This is a genomic window from Paenibacillus sp. J31R30, from assembly GCF_059692115.1.
On the sequence record NZ_JCAUAV010000001.1, the window covers coordinates 640,117 to 656,858 of the forward strand.

Sequence of the window (16,742 nt, forward strand, 5' to 3'; positions counted from 1 at the left end):
AAGAGAAGGGAAGAGATGAATGTTAAAAAAACTCGGTTTATGTTTGTTGCTTTCAGCTTCACTGTTAGGGGTTAACAGTGTTACAACGAGCCTACAAGCCAATGCAGCTCCTACGGACACTTGGGTGCCTGTATGGAATGATGAGTTCGATGGCTCAAGCGGTACGGCACCTGATGCAGCCAAATGGAGCTACGATATTGGAACGGGGGCCAATAATGATGGTTGGGGCAATAATGAGAAGGAGTATTACACGGATCGGACAGCGAATTGCTACTTAGATGGTAACGGCAAGTTTATTTTGAAAGCGCTTAAAGAAACGTATGGCTCGGGTTCAACGCAACGCAGTTATACGTCCTGTCGAATGATTACAAAGTACAAAGGGGATTGGAAATACGGCCGAGTAGAGGTTAGAGCGAAGCTTCCGGCTGGTGGAAAAGGCATTTGGCCAGCCATCTGGATGCTGCCAACAGACAAGGTGTATGGCGGTTGGCCGAGAAGCGGCGAGATTGACATCATGGAAATGGTTGGGGCTGAACCGCTCAAAGTGTATGGCACGATTCATTTCGGCAATCCGTGGCTGCATCTGGGTGAGGAATATAACTTACCTGACAATGGTTTCCATGAGTATGCAGTAGAATGGGACGAAGAAGAAATTCGTTGGTATGTGGATGATAACTTATTCTCAACGAAGAAAGTCGAAGATTGGTACAGTTCGAATAGCGCGAAGCCAGCTCCATTTGATCAACGTTTTCATTTGCTCTTGAATTTGGCAGTTGGCGGCGATTGGCCGGGTACACCGGATGCCTCCACCGTATTTCCGCAACAGATGGAAGTCGACTATGTGCATGTGTATGAGAGACCTGGTACATGGACGAAGCCTCTGCCTGGTAAAATCGAATCTGAAAGCTACGCCAGTATGAGTGGCATCAGTGTAGAAGCTACAACGGATACGGGGAATGGTAAAAATGTGGCCAGTATCCAGACGAATGATAATCTGACTTACAACGTTGCGGTTAAAACTACGGGCAGCTATATCATGGAATACCGTGTTGCTAACGGTGGAGCTTCGAATGCAGGCTTTAAACTGCTTGTAGACGGCGTTCAACAAGGAACGACTGTAACCGTGCCGCCAACGGGGGGAGATCAACAATGGACGACCTTGACCCAAGCGGTAACAATGAATGCGGGCAACCATACGCTTCAAGTTGTAGGAACTTCAGGAGATTTCAGACTGAACTGGCTTCAAGCTGTGAAAGTGAATACAATCATTGCTGAGGATTTCGAAAATTGGGATAATAATGTCTATTTCGGTACTGCGACTAGCGGTGGATCAACGATTACACTATCCAAAGATACAGCAAGCAAGACGCAAGGGAATTATGCACTGAAAATGAACTATACGGAAGCATCTGGTGGGATGTTGGAGTGGTATAGTAAGTTTAATCAGAACTGGTCCTATCATACGGGGATGAAGCTTGATGTCCTTGGTCAGAATAGCGGCCGAACTGTGCGTGTGGAGCTTGAAGATGCGGAAGGCGAACGTTATGATTATGACTTTACGGATAATTTCACTGGCTGGAATACCGTTACCATGCCATTCGCTAATTTCGTTCGTGCCGCCACACAGCCAACCGGTGCACCGAATGATGGACTGGATCGTAAAGATTTGAATGCTGTTCATGTCCAAGTTTTGACAGCAGGCACAGGTGTTCTTTATTTTGATAATCTCATTGTATATAACGGTTCTCCTACGTCTACACCTGAGCCGAAAGCGGTGCCTCCAGTCATTACGAGCGCTATACCAGGTGTAGTAGAAGCCGAAAGCTATGGAGCTATGAGCGGTGTGAAGAAGGAAGTGACGCAGGACACCGGCGGAGGTCAAAATATCGGCTACATTAACACCGGAGATTGGTTAGATTATAACGTCAACGTGGCGCAATCGGGAGCCTATATGGTGGAATATCGGGTAGCCTCAGCTGCTGGCAGCGCTGGTTTTGAACTGCGAAGCGGCAGTACGGTTCTTGATTCACATGGTGTGGCTAACACAGGAGGAAGCCAAACTTGGCAAACCATGACCGACTATGTCTCGCTAAATGCGGGTTCACAGGTTATTCGTCTGCACGCGGTGGGAAGTTCTTTTAATATCAATTGGATGCGGTTTACCAAAGTGGACCCAATCAAAATCGAAGCGGAAGATTACACTGCGATGAACGGTGTTCAAACACAAGCGACGACTGATACGGGTGCGGGTTTAAATGTCGCTTATATCGATGCAGGAGACTGGTTGGATTATACGGTGACGCTTCCAAGAGCGGCTATTTACAAAATCGAGTACCGTGTCGCGAGCGGCTATACAACAGGATCTTTCCAAACGATGGAAGGGACGACAGTGTTAGATTCGCAAGCTGTTCCGAATACAGGGGGTCCGCAGAAATGGATCACGCAATCGTCCGGCAATCTGTCTCTTTCAGCAGGAACACATACCTTCCGAATTTATTCTGGCGGCAATCATTATAACATCAACTGGATTCAATTCTTAGAGCAGTAAATGGGCTGCAGTCCTGAAATAGAGTAACTAAAAGGCTGATCTGTGTAGTAGAGGATTCTACTAACGGGTCAGTCTTTTTTTATGCCGAATATTGCTTGCGAAACCGAAGTGGTGACATGCCAATAGCGGCCTTGAAGCAATTCGAGAAGTAAGGCGCGTTAAGAAAACCAATATGCTCGGCAATACGCGCGATGGACCACTCGGTTTTGATCAGCAGCAGCTTCGCTTGCTCGATTCGGTACTCATGCAAATAGGCCATTGGCGTGCAATCATAGATCTCTTTCATACACCTGACGATATAAGTAGGGTGAAAATGAAACTCCTCTGCGAGTGTACTATTCGTGACATCGGATTGATAATGCTGGCGCAAATAGGCTTCAATCTTGTCGGCCAGCTTCAAGGCAGGGGATGCATCGCAGCGAGTCTGTCCAGTATCGAGCAATCGGAGCAGCTCCATGAAGAGCTGCTGCTCACTCCAATACGTCTCTGAACGATGATGAGCCGAATCGGCTAACAGCTTGCGGAGATGTCGTTCCGCTAGTGCGAACTCCGGAGGTGAGCTATATTGCGGGATGCGGATTCGATAGGGGTTCGCCCAGGCCTGTCGGACCTGAGGATACATCGTGCTTTCTTCATGATCAGACGTAAGTCGCCATACACCTTGAAAGTCAAAGTGTATCCAATAGAAAACGGTTTCTGTGTCACAGGGTTTGACTGGATAATGATAGCGGTCTGGCAACAGCAAAAGGGTTTGTCCTTCTGAAATCTCCCACTCCTTATCGTCTTCCCCGATATATAACGTTCCTTTGACAACCCAGAGAAGGTCGAAGATGCCGAGACTTCGGCGACTTGGATGCATTTCGCCTGGACTGTAGGTGGAGAAGCCGATCATGATGAAAAAAGGCAGTGGCGGAAGCTCCATTCCAATATGGCCGCGTTCACTCATTTTCAAAACTCCTTTCAAGTAGTGTTAAATTTTATAAAAAATAAGTTTGGTTTATATCTATTTTCTCTTTATTTATAAGAATAAACTGTGTATAGGCGATAATCAAATATTATATAAAACGATGGTAATAAAGGAGGAGCTACCTATGGTGAATTCGACAAGAGCGCAGACTTCAATGAACAGGGTGCGTATTCAAGATCAGTTTTGGGATCCTTTTACAGAGCTCGTTCGAGGGACGGTTATTCCTTATCAATGGGATGCGCTAAATGATGCTATACCAGATGCGGAACCCAGCTTTGCCATTCGTAATTTCCGTATTGCGGCAGGGCTCGAAGAGGGTGAATTTGGCGGGTTGGTGTTTCAGGATAGCGACGCAGCCAAGTGGCTCGAAGCAGTTGGCTATTCGCTTGCGAATACGCCTGATCCTATTTTGGAACAAACGGCGGATGAATTCATTGACTTGATTGCCATGGCGCAGCATGAGAACGGTTACTTGAATACGTATTTTACAATTAAAGAGCCAGGTCAAGCATGGACGAATTTGCATGAAGCGCATGAATTGTACTGTGCGGGACATATGATGGAGGCTGCAGTTGCTTATTATGAAGCGACGGGGAAAAGAAAATTGCTCGATGTCATGTGCAAATTTGCTGACTATATCGAAACCATTTTCGGTCGCGAGCCCGGTCAATTGCGGGGATATGACGGTCATCAAGAAATCGAGCTTGCCCTCGTCAAGCTTTCTCAAGCAACAGGGGAAGAACGCTATTTGAAGCTGGCACAATTCTTCATTGATGAGCGTGGAGCTGAGCCGAACTTTCTGATTGAAGAATGTAAACAAAGAGACGGCTATGGTTATTGGACGAAAGAGAAACAGCCCATTCCAACTGTTGCACATATGGCCTACAATCAGGCGCATAAGCCAGTTCGCGAGCAGGATGTTGCTATCGGTCACTCCGTGCGTGCCGTATACATGTATACAGCGATGGCTGATCTGGCCGGATTGACAGGAGATCAGGCGTTGCTTGCAGCTTGCCGCCGTCTATGGGATAACTTGACCAGGAAACAAATGTACATTACCGGCGGGATTGGTTCAACACATCATGGGGAAGCATTCACGTTCGATTATGATATGCCAAACGATACCGTGTACGCGGAGACGTGTGCGTCAATTGGCCTCATCTTCTTTGCGAAGCGCATGCTGCAGCTGGAAGCGAAGAGCGATTATGCGGATGTCATGGAGCGGGCGCTGTACAACAACGTACTCGGCAGTATGTCAAAGGATGGCAAGCATTACTTTTACGTAAATCCGCTGGAGGTGTGGCCGAGGGCATCTGAGAGGAATCCAGGTCGCCATCATGTCAAGGCAGTGCGGCAAAAATGGTTTGGCTGCTCCTGCTGCCCACCGAATGTGGCGCGTTTGCTTAGTTCGTTGAATAGCTACATTTATACCGTTTCACCAGATGAAGATACGGTCTATACACATCTATTCATTGGCAGTGAGGCGCGGTTCGAGCTTGCTGTGGGCGAAGTCGCTTTTACCCAACAATCGAAACTTCCGTGGGAGGGTTATGTTCGTTTAGAGATAACGATGGCTCCGAAGGACAAGTTTACACTTGCGCTTCGCATCCCATCTTGGTGCTATGGTGGAGCTGTCATGAAAATCAATGGCGTGCAAACTAAATTTGCGTCTGCGAATGGTTATGCAACGGTAGAGAGGCAATGGGCGCAGGGAGACATCGTGGAGTGGGAGCTTGCATTGGAAGCTCAACTGACCTCCGCGCATCCTGAGATTCGGGCTAACGCAGGCAAAGTTGCCATTGAACGCGGGCCTCTCGTGTATTGTCTGGAAGAGGTAGACAATGGCGCACTTCTGGCGACCGTATCCCTTGCAACCGCAAATAAGCTGGAAGCTAAATATGAGGCAGATCTGTTAGGTGGAGCCGTCGTTGTGGAGGCGGATGGGCTGGCCGACGAGTCGGCGTCATGGTCGGAAGATACGCCGTACCGACGGCTTTCCCAGCAGAAAGCTGTCGAGCGCGTGAAGCTCAAAGCAGTGCCGTATTATCTATGGGGCAACCGCGGTGAAGGCGAGATGACGGTTTGGATACGCAAAGGCGGATTACAGTAAGCCCACAGAGGTAACGCCAGATTACCCTGTTCATCCATAGCAAGAAACAAGCTGAAGCGCCGCGCTTCAGCTTGTTTCTTGTCTTCTAACTAATCCTGGTGCTCCGGCCTACCGGCCAGCCAATCCTCAAGCGTAGCTACTCGTGATGGATATTTGTAGCTTTTGGCTAGAAAGCCTATCCCATGCTTCAGCATGGGATCTTGATCTGTAGGCTGATAACGCAGGTCCACACTCCAGCGAACCTCATTGGACATGTTCGGGGTAGACATATGGAGGCAGCGATCATTGAACAGTATCGCGCTTCCTGCGGGTACAGGCAGGGCAACGGTTTCCGTTTTGCCAAGCTGGCTGTCTTTGAGTGCTGTATATCCTGTTCCTGTGTAAGTTTCACGATGCCACTTGAGCACACGTTTGCGATGTGTCTGGGGCTTGATATGGAGGCACCCATTCACTTCATTCGCATCGACAAGCGGGATCCATACGGTAATAACGGGATTCGCATTCGCATCCGGCCAATACGATTTATCTTGATGCCAGGGAACTGCGCCAGCAGCTACTTTCGGGACCTTCGGGCGCACGTTGTACACCGGATTCGCGAATAGCTCTCCGCCAATTAACGATTCTACCGCGTTCAAAATTTTTGGATTGCTCATTAGCGTGAAATAACCGGGGATGCGATCACGCCAGCTTCGGCCGTATTTCAGGAAGTTTGCAGCGGACAAATCCTGAAATAGCTCAGCTAAGCGATTGGGAAATGGCCGATCCTCAAGCTTATCCGCGATAAGTCCATCTGCGAACAGTTCATCTGCAATCATTGAAACCTTCTCGGTCATTGCTTCGCGGGCAGAGGCTAAGTCTTCCTCCGACAATAAATGAGGGATGATGAGATAGCCTTGATCCTCGTAAAACTGCGATTGCTCGGTAGTTAAACTTCCGCTTCCATTTTGCTTGATCATCCTACTCATCCTCCAACATGTGTTGTAATATAGAAAATAATAACATTTCATGTGGTAGTTGTATTTGCTTGTGTGTTCGTCAATTGATCAATTCTTCCGATTATTCTTTTTATTAATTTACTACCGATTGCGAGGGTTACAATGACTTCCTTATCTTCCGTTAATCCCTATGTTAGAGTGGGCCATTATTATCAATTTCCAGTTAAACGAAATCAATCGGCGGTCGGCAGGATCGGGTACTGCTATGCCTTTCATTTCGTTGCCAGTGGCAAAGGAACGGTTTCCACCCAGGGGAAAACGCATCCTGTGAAGAAAGGTGATCTGATCTATTTTCCACCTGAGGTGGGTCACTCCTTTTACGCACATCCCGATCATCCGTTAGCCACTTACAATCTATATTGTGATCTCTGGGATACGAAATTGAGAAGTGGTCAACATCTCGTTTGGGACGAGTCTGACTTTAATCGTGACTTGCTGACGCATATTGTCCCGTGTCAAGAGCTCACCATGCTTCCCGCCGTGACGCCTATCCAGCATGATGCTTCACTTGGTCAACTATTCATACATGCCGTGACTCAGTCGAGGAAGAGTGACCAGTACTCTGAATTAATTGTAAGTAATCTCCTCAGAGCATTCCTTCTTGCGCTTGTACAAATCGCATCCAAGCCACATTTCATCGATTACCGAATCATCCCGATCATCGAGCTAATGGACAGGGAAGCGAACGCAAGTCGAGGTTATGACGAATGGATGAGCCAGTGCGGGCTTCGCAAAACCCAATTTCATGAGCTATTCAAGCAAGCGACAGGTATCTCACCCAAAGCATATTGGACCAAAGCCATAATGAGGCAAGTGGAAGCTGCCTTGTGGGAAAGCAACCGTTCCATTACGGCCATTGCGGAGGATTATGGGTATTCGTCGGTTCACCATTTTACCAAACAATTCACACAATTCCATGGTGTTTCGCCAACGGAGTTCAGGCGGAGGAAGGGTTAGTTGACGAATCAATCGGAAGATCTACTCCAGCTGTCAGTGCAGATAGCCACTCAAATTGTCATAGAATCATTCCTATCGAAGTAAGGTTAAATAGAACAGGAAGGAGGATTATCACATGGCTACTTCCGATTCAAAAGAGTCCAGCGTTGAGGGAAAAATGCGCTGGCGTATTAGCGAAGAAGCTGGAATCGTCTGGGACATTCGACTCGGAGACCTTGCTCATCAGGATCATGTAGAAATGAGCGGGAAAGAGGTTTCCCTCATCGTGACTTACGGTATAGACGCGGAGGGCGGTGTTATTTTAAAACGCAAAGTCGTGTGGCCTGGTCTGCGTACGATTCCGAATGATACGCATGCTAGTTTAATGGAGGAATTTGGGCAGGAGCTTATGCCGAGTATGCGGGTTGGGGGTCAACCTGTCCAAGAAAAAATGTTCAGAATTACGTTCGACGGGTTGCTGCAATTGGCGTCTGTTTCCGATCAAGGGGTTCTGATACGTAGAACTGTATTTCCAGCTAGAGATCATCCTTATGCGCTAGAACGCGTACAACTTCAGAACATGACAGAGGACGCCGTGCAGCTTGAGATAGAGCGAATAGCAAGATCATATTATCGCAGAGGTACTAAGGGGATTTATGCGGTGGAAGCGGGACATGATGCGCCAGCATCCATTGTATTGCAACCAGGTGAGACGCTGGAATTCATGGGATGGATTCGAGCTGCGACATTGCAGGCTCCGAAAGCGAGGTTGGATGTCGTATTGGAGGAAATGAAGCGGCGCCAATTCTTGAAGGATCTGAGCTCGTCCTTGCAGCTTGAAACGCCAGAGCCTCATTTGAACCGGATGTTTGATCTGGCCAAAATCCGCGCGGCGGAGAGTATTTTTCGCACCATGGGCGGTCTCATGCATTGCCCCGGAGGCGGATCCTATTACGCAGCAGTCTGGACCAACGATCAAGCGGAATATGCGGGGCCATTTTTTCCTTTTCTAGGAGAGCAAGATGCGATGGAGGCTTCCATGAATGCCTATCGCCTTTACATGCCGTTCATGGGACCTGACTTCCATTCCATGCCCTCCTCCATCATTGCAGAAGGGCTGGATATCTGGGAAGGGGCCGGTGATCGTGGCGATGCGGCGATGTATGCTTATGGTGCTGCGAGGTTCGCACTGGCAAGCGGCAGCCACAGAATAGCGGAGGAGTTGTGGCCAGCTATCGAATGGTGTTTGGCATTTTGCAGGCGGAAACGTACCAAAGATGGCGTTATCGCATCGGACTCAGATGAACTGGAGAATCGCTTTCCCAGCGGTGATGCTAATCTATTTACTTCATCTCTTGCGTATGGTGCTCTGCTATCCGCTGCACACCTTGCTCGAGAATTAGCGAAGCCGGATACCGCTTCACAATTAGAGGAAGAAGCCGATACCCTTCGGCACGCGATTGAATCCCATTTTGGCGCAACGATTGAGGGGTATGAGACTTATCGCTATTACGAAGGGAACGACATTCTGCGTTCGTGGATCTGCGTGCCGCTGACGATGAATATCTGGGATCGTAAGGAACAGACCATCGCAGCCTTGTTATCTTCCCGATTATGGGTGAACGGCGGACTTGTCACGCAGGCGGGAGAAACCACGTACTGGGATCGATCAACCTTGTATGCACTGCGTGGTATTCTCTATTCAGGTGAAACCGAGCAGGGCATTTCGCGACTTCTCGAATATTCTCGTAACCGATTGCTTGGCGATCATGTGCCTTACGCGGTTGAAGCTTTTCCCGAAGGCAAGGGGCGACATCTTTCTGCAGAGAGTGCGCTATACGCCCGAGTCATTGTGGAGGGATTATTTGGCATCGTCCCCACGGGTCTTGACTCTTTTACATGTTGTCCGCGGTTACCAAAGGGTTGGGAGACGATGGCGCTTCGATCCATCCGAGCTTTCGATTCTTGCTTCGATGTCGTCGTTTCACGATGTGGCGATGGGGTAATGATCGCATGTATAACTCCGGAGAAGACAGAAATCTATGCGTGGAATCAGGAATATCCGATTACGATCAAACTAAGGTGAGTGGCAGGGATGCCCTAATCAGACAAGTACGTTTTGTCTAGGTTAGGGTATTTGTCTTATTGAATATTCCCAACACCGCTCAAAGTTTGTTATTATCAATTATGACAAGATCATCAGGGCCTATGGAAACATTTTAATTTAACGTGAAAATAGGTTATGATAGGTAATGAAATCATAATAGAAAGTGGGATCCATAGTGGGACGTAAGTGGAATAACATAAAAGAGAAGAAAGCTTCTAATGATGCAAGTACGAGTCGCGTGTACGCGAAGTTCGGCCTTGAAATTTATGTAGCTGCACGGAAAGGTGAACCGGATCCAGAATCGAATCGTGCGTTGAAGGTCGTTCTTGAACGGGCCAAAACGTATAATGTACCGAAAGCGATCATTGATCGTGCCATCAATAAAGCCAAGGGCAGCTCAGATGAAATTTATGAAGAGCTTCGTTATGAAGGCTTTGGACCGAATGGTTCCATGGTCATTGTGGACACGCTAACGAATAACGTAAACCGTACCGCGTCAAGCGTGCGTGCCGCATTTAGTAAAAATGGCGGTAACATGGGTGTAACGGGTTCCGTTGCTTACATGTTCGATGCAACAGCGGCTATCGGTATTGAAAATAAGAGCATCGATGAAATCATGGAAATTCTAATGGAAGCGGATGTAGACGTTCGTGACCTTCTTGAAGAAGATGAGATGGTCATGGTTTATGCGGAGCCAGAACAGTTCCATGCCGTTCAAGAATGTTTGAAAGCAGCTGGCATTACAGAGTTTACCGTTGCGGAACTGACGATGATTGCTCAGAACAACATCTCTTTATCGGAGGATGCACAAGTCCAATTCGATAAAATGATTGATGCTTTGGAAGATTTAGAGGATGTACAGCAAGTGTATCATAACGTGGAATAGGCAGTTTAGGTGTGAACGACTTGGCAAGTATAGGATGAACTCACTTTTTGTATGGAATTACATCATACAAAAAGTGAGTTTTTTATGTTATATGTTTTGATGAATCGCATAACGAAAGTTGGCTGGAACCAAAGTATATCGTTTTCATATAGATAGCGTTATACTATCATCTTATACCATGGAACAATTCGGAATATATCCGAATAACGTTATGGCATAACGCTATTGTCCCTCTACGGGCTCCTTTTCAAATAAAAAAGTAGAAATAGCGTTATGCCATCATTCTATTTTCCTTGAAAGTACGCTAGTGACCCGAATAACGTTATGGCATAGCGCTATTTACACGAGATTTCAATGGGGTGGATCATATCTCCCAAGCACTATGTAAACTCGATAGTGCGAGATCTCTCGCACCGTTTTTTACCCTCGAGAGTAGAAGTTGACTATGGTAAGTTTTGGTTTGGTGTGCAGTTCTAAGCTTCAAACCTTATAATTGTGGGAAAATCCAAAAGTTTTGTGAATTATTGATATAGGAAAAATGAACCATCCTAAAGTGAATCAAACGCATGCGCCTCTAGCATTTAGAGGTGCATTTTTTTGCATTTTATGGTAATAGCCCCAAAAGCACGTCACTTTTTTAATCCAAAAACGCGGAAAAACAGCCCAAATTCCCCCCATTTACGTCTTTTTGATGTGCATGTAGACTAACTCTATCAGAGTAATAACTTTTAATAATAGAGTATAAAAGTGTGAGGAGAGAAATTATGCGCATAGGTAAATTCAACCAAATGGCAGTGAAGGCTTTAGCTGGTTTATTAGTTGTATCTTCATTTCTTCCCTACCAGGCATTCGCTGATGGTCCTTCTCAGCAAACAGAACGATTGTTAAAAAATCTATCAGCTGAACAAAGGAAAGCGCTAACTGACATACAGGTAGGTCGTCCTGTCATTTCGCCAGAAATAAATCTGAAGAGCGCTGCCATGACGAATGTCATTATTGAATTCAAGCAGGCTCCCGCTAAGGTAGAAGTGATTAAGCAAGCGGCAGAGGGGATACATATTTCAACTGCAGCGGCACAGGAGAATGCGGAAGATGATCATGTTGCTTTTAAAAAGTTTGTACAAAACATGCAACGTAAATCGTCCTCTACTCTTGGAATTAATACGCTAGTGATTAGTGAAAGCAACGTACAAATTACTAGGGAATATCACGCAGCATTGAATGGTGTTGCAATGACCCTGCCGGGGACAGATGTTGAGAAATTATTACAATCTGGCGTTGTGAATCGAATTTGGAAAGACAATGTTGTTAAGCTGGATCCTAAAGAAATGCCTTTGACGTCTGCGCAAATTAATGAGCAAATCCAGCAACAAACTGATGAGAATCGTATTCCTTTAGATGGTATTGAGGAGCTTCACAGCAAAGGAATTAAAGGGACAGGTATCAAAGTTGGCGTTCTTGACACAGGGATCGACTATAATCATCCTGACTTAAAGGATGTGTATAAAGGGTATAAGGCTCAACCCAATGTGGATCCGAAATCGATCGATATCGAATCAGTTAAAGGCTGGGACTTTATAGATAATGATGCTGATCCTATGGAAACGACATACAAGGATTGGGAAGATCAAGGTAAGCCTGATGGAGCCACCTATTTCACTTCACATGGGACCCACGTATCAGGAACCATCGCAGGCCAAGGTGCGAATAACGTTGCCTCCCCCGCGTTAGGCGTGGCGCCTGAAGTTGATCTCTATGTTTATCGTGTACTTGGCCCTTATGGCAGCGGAGCTGAGAGTGGTATCATTGCAGCCATTGATAAATCGATTGCTGACGGGATGCAAGTCATTAATTTATCCTTGGGAGCTACGTACAATGATCCGTTAGCACCTGAATCAACTGCTATTAACAACGCAACGCTCTCTGGGGTAGTTTGTTTGGTAGCTGCTGGGAACTCAGGTCCAAATGAGAGAACGGTAACGGTACCAGGAGTGGCTGCGCTTGGGATTACGGTAGGAGCAAGCAATTTCTCCATGACGATTCCAACGGTAACTGCGAGCGTTTATACGACTGTTTATACACAGCTGCCAGAAATGAAACTCTTAGCCAAAAATATGACAGATAATCTGGAAGATTTAACTGGACTGACATTCCCGATTGAATTCGTGGGATTGGGTATGAGTAGTGATTTTGCTGGTAAGGACTTCACGGGGAAGGTTGCTCTCATTCAACGAGGCGAAAATGGCTTGGACGAGAAAGTCGTGAATGCTAGAGCAGCTGGAGCAAAAGCGGTTCTACTGTTCAACAATGTTGATGGAGAAATTCCGCATTATACAGGACAAGGTCCTAAATTCATCCCGGCATTCCGTTTAACGAAAGCGGAGGGTGAGTACCTACTAGCGGTGAACAGTCAACCAACAATTACGTTTGGAGCTGTTAGCAGTGTTGCTTCCGAAGGAAATAAATTAGCTGACTTCAGTGGAAGAGGACCGGTCAATACGAATTACGACATTAAACCGGACGTAGTAGGACCAGGTGTAGCTGTATACTCCAGCTACCCAGAGTACATTAATAGTCCAGAAGATGGGATCGATTATTCGTCAGCTTATGCTCGTATTTCTGGAACATCGATGGCAACTCCGCATATGGCAGGTATTGCCGCACTGATTTTGCAACAAAACCCTAGTTATACACCATTTGATGTGAAGGCTGCACTAATGAATACCGCGGATGCCTTGAATGGTAACTATTCGGTGTATGAAGTTGGAGCGGGATTAGTTGATGTTGTAGACGCCGTTTATGCAACTACATCAATTAAAGTAATCGATAAGACCTTAAACGTAAACAATGAAGGCGAATTAGTTGAGATCGAAGATCCAACCGGCTCCATATTTTTTGGGAATCATGCAAAAATAGCAAATGAAGACGTCGTAGATAGTCGTCAACTGGTTATCCAAAACAGAGGCGATGAAGATAAACAATATACCTTCTCAGTAGAATATCTCCCAGCTAAACCTGGTGTGCCGAATGCAGCAGCAAATGGTGTTACAGTAACGGTTCCAAACACTATGAGTGTGGTAGCCAATCAGCTCGTCGATTTGACAGTGAGCATTCATGTGCCAACTAATGCGGCATTAGGCAGATACGAAGGTTATATTAACATTGTTAATGCGGACCCGACACAATCGGATGAGAAATATCGCATTCCTTTCGCAGTTCGCGTGGTTGAGCCGGGCATAGAGTATATGGAATTAAGTAATCAGGCCATGATGACGGATATTCCTGAAATTATGCATCCTTTTCTAGAAGAGCCGCTAAAATTATTATTTTTTAAATTAAATAGTGCTATTCAGACCATCGATTTGCAGATTACGGATAAAGCTGGACAAGTAATGGGAAGTGCTAATGGTCGCACGGTTAACGCGACAGATGCTCCGTTAGACCAAGAAATATATATCTATCCCGTTGGTGGATGGGTGTATCCTTTTATTGGAGATCCTTCGAACCTAAAGATTAGTCCTGAAGCAAGCATCTTACCAGAAGGCGCATACAAAATCAGGATGATCGCAACAGAAGCGAATGGTCACACCTTTACCAAAGAACAAGATTTTGTTGTGGACAATACATTACCTGAGCTCCAGTTCTTAGACTATGCGCCAGGAGTTTACGAAATAAGTGACGATATGTATACGCTTGAAGAAATAAACGGTAAAAATCATCGCGCTCTCTGGGTGCATGCCAACGTACATGACGCGGCACTTGATCTGCTAAAGTCGTCAAACGTCACACAATCTGCTAATCGCTTGTACTATTATGAAAATCAAAATGTTTTACCAGATGGAGAATTTCCAATTCAAGCTAACGGGAATGTGAAATTTGGTGTAACCCCTGAGGATATAAAAGATCATCCGTTAACGATGAATTTATTCCCGGTTGATAAAGCTACCAACGGTCGTCTGATTAGAGATTTCCACCATTATGGGTTTATTAAAGCAGGCTCAGCTTATGTCGTACCGCAGTATAACAAGGAAAAAGTTTATCTGGGTGACGAGATTACGATGACCTTAAACTTAAACAATGTTGAAAAGCTGATCTCAGGCAATTATGGTATTGATTATTACAAGCATTTTGAATTTGTGAACGTGAAGGTAAATCCTGCTTTTAAAGCAATGGCGGATCAAAAAGCACTTACAGTAACAGTAGATGAAGCGGTAGTGACGGAACACGATGTGTACGACACTAAAAAGAAGGTACAAGTAGGAGCAACAATTACAGGAGATGATTTCCACGGAATTGATGGTGACAGTGCCTTTCTAGATGTCACTTTTAAATTAGTGGACGATAAGTGGTTTGGAGTCATTAGAGACACAATGAATATTGAACAAAACATCGAAGAGTTTTCCTATTTAAAAGATGGAGATTCTGAGGAAACTGTCATTCCGGTATTTAATCAAATCAATGGTTTCGATATTATTCCGAAGCATTCGAATATTGAGACCATGTTAAAGGCTGAGGCATTTTTGGACGAATTTGGCGGCTTAGATTGGACCAAGGATTATTCGAATATGGTATCTAAAGTATACGCTAAGAATGCAAATGGAAAAATCTTTGAGGGTTCCATCGAACCTAATGGCTCTATCTTCTTTTTTGATGTCCCATTCAGCGAACAGGCTTATGATATTATTGTAGAAATTGCTGGGCATCTAAAAAGTAAATTGTCTGTACACCTGAGTAAAATGGACAGTGGCGAGTTGATGGGGATCAATGCAAGACTTAATGAAATACAACCACGCAACTTTGCCGGAGATGTGAATGGCGACGGTATCATTAACAAATTAGATATTAGTCAAGTGACTGAACATTACGGTCAGAGTGGAACAGAGACAACGTTCCTAATTGAAGATCTAAATCAAGATGGCACGGTAGATATGAAAGATATGGATTTCGTTGTGCGTAATCAAGGGAAATTTAGTTTTGATTATGGCGTTGCAACTCAACCAGGTAACTCTGGATCAGGTTTTGGAGGGCCAATCCCACCAGCAACAAATCCGGCTACTAAAATAGTAGACCCTAAGGACCTTGTTGGTACGAATGGCAAAGCTACGGTTACAGTACCTGCTGACACGAAAGAAGTTAAATTACCTTCCAACACGGTGGAATTATTGGCTCAGAATAAACTTGAAGTGAAGTCAGACAACATTATGTTCCAAATTCCGTCCGAATTGTTAAAGCAGCTTACTGCTTCACTGACTGCTTCTGAACTGAAGGACAGCGCCATTTTCTTGAAATTTGATACCCTAACCGATGAGAAAGCGAAACAATTCGTTGGGCAAAATGCGGATGTGAAACTTGCTGGTCAAGTTTACGATTTCACATTATCGGTTACGAGTAAAGATGGTAAAACGATTACGACACTGTCGAAATTCGATGAGCCAATTACGATTACATTTAAAGTAGATGCTTCGGCAGAAATAAAAAATGTTGCTGTATACTACATCGCGGAAGATGGTACGCTTGAGTACATCGGTGGAGAATACAATAATGGTGAAATTGTTGCTCAAATCAGCCATTTCAGTAAGTATGCAGTTCTGGAGGTTTCCAAAACATTCAATGATGTGCCAAGTACACATTGGGCATCCGCGGTAATCAAGGATCTAGTTGCGAAACAAATTATCAACGGTGCAAGCGATACGACGTTTAATCCAGAAGGCAATGTAACTCGCGCTGAGTTTACTAAACTTCTTGTACAAGCGCTGAAGTTAACAGCAACCGGTGAAATTTCTTTCACAGATGTAGATTCAAAGGATTGGTATGCTAATTACGTTGCTATCGCAGTAAAAGCAGGTATTGTAAGTGGAAAGAGCGAGACCATTTTTGCGCCGAATGCACAAATTACGCGTGAAGAAATGGTTACCATGATGATGCGTGCTTATGCGATCTTGAACAGCGCGCCACAAACAGGCAATTCAGCTGCCCCATTCACGGATGCAAGTGAAGTTTCCAATTGGGCTATAGAGTATGTCCAAGCAGCTGCCAAGCTTCAATTAATCCAAGGCCGCGCAGAAGGTAAATTCGCTCCTAAAGGAATGTCAACGCGCGCCGAAGCTGCGCAAGTTATTTACAACTTGTTGAAAAAGTAATCTTGCCTGGTATTACATGCTCCTTATACCACAAAAAAGACACCCAAACGGGT

8 protein-coding genes are annotated in these 16,742 nt (G+C 45.5%); 6 read left to right on the forward strand and 2 right to left on the reverse strand.

The window, feature by feature from the left end; translation table 11 throughout:
* Positions 1–19: 19 nt before the first annotated feature.
* Positions 20–2,548 (forward strand): carbohydrate-binding protein, encoded by a 2,529-nt coding sequence (locus AC58QO_RS02110; RefSeq protein ID WP_497263618.1) that lies wholly within the window; start codon positions 20–22, stop codon positions 2,546–2,548.
* Positions 2,549–2,627: 79 nt separating this feature from the next.
* On the opposite strand, the gene AC58QO_RS02115 is transcribed toward AC58QO_RS02110, so the two are convergent.
* Entirely contained in the window at positions 2,628–3,494 is an 867-nt protein-coding gene (locus tag AC58QO_RS02115) for an AraC family transcriptional regulator (protein WP_497263620.1), read from the reverse strand.
* Between the two features lie 145 nt (positions 3,495–3,639).
* Here AC58QO_RS02115 and AC58QO_RS02120 point away from each other — a divergent pair, with 145 nt between their 5' ends.
* Positions 3,640–5,625, forward strand: a complete 1,986-nt coding sequence (locus AC58QO_RS02120; RefSeq protein WP_497263622.1) for a glycoside hydrolase family 127 protein — start codon at positions 3,640–3,642, stop codon at positions 5,623–5,625.
* Positions 5,626–5,714: 89 nt separating this feature from the next.
* Here AC58QO_RS02120 and AC58QO_RS02125 read toward each other — a convergent pair whose 3' ends face one another.
* On the reverse strand, positions 5,715–6,581 hold the full coding sequence (locus AC58QO_RS02125) for a phytanoyl-CoA dioxygenase family protein (protein ID WP_497263624.1): 867 nt from the start codon (positions 6,579–6,581) through the stop codon (positions 5,715–5,717).
* A 141-nt stretch (positions 6,582–6,722) separates the two neighbouring features.
* Here AC58QO_RS02125 and AC58QO_RS02130 point away from each other — a divergent pair, with 141 nt between their 5' ends.
* The 4 genes from AC58QO_RS02130 (at position 6,723) to AC58QO_RS02145 (ending at position 16,689) form a co-directional block, all read left to right on the forward strand.
* Positions 6,723–7,577, forward strand: coding sequence for an AraC family transcriptional regulator (locus tag AC58QO_RS02130; RefSeq protein WP_497263626.1), 855 nt, complete (start codon positions 6,723–6,725; stop codon positions 7,575–7,577).
* Between the two features lie 115 nt (positions 7,578–7,692).
* Positions 7,693–9,642, forward strand: a complete 1,950-nt coding sequence (locus AC58QO_RS02135; protein ID WP_497263628.1) for a hypothetical protein — start codon at positions 7,693–7,695, stop codon at positions 9,640–9,642.
* A gap of 196 nt (positions 9,643–9,838) precedes the next feature.
* Complete coding sequence (locus AC58QO_RS02140) at positions 9,839–10,549, forward strand: YebC/PmpR family DNA-binding transcriptional regulator (protein WP_497263630.1); 711 nt, start codon at positions 9,839–9,841, stop codon at positions 10,547–10,549.
* A gap of 764 nt (positions 10,550–11,313) precedes the next feature.
* Positions 11,314–16,689, forward strand: a complete 5,376-nt coding sequence (locus tag AC58QO_RS02145) for a S8 family serine peptidase (protein WP_497263632.1) — start codon at positions 11,314–11,316, stop codon at positions 16,687–16,689.
* Positions 16,690–16,742 lie beyond the last annotated feature (53 nt).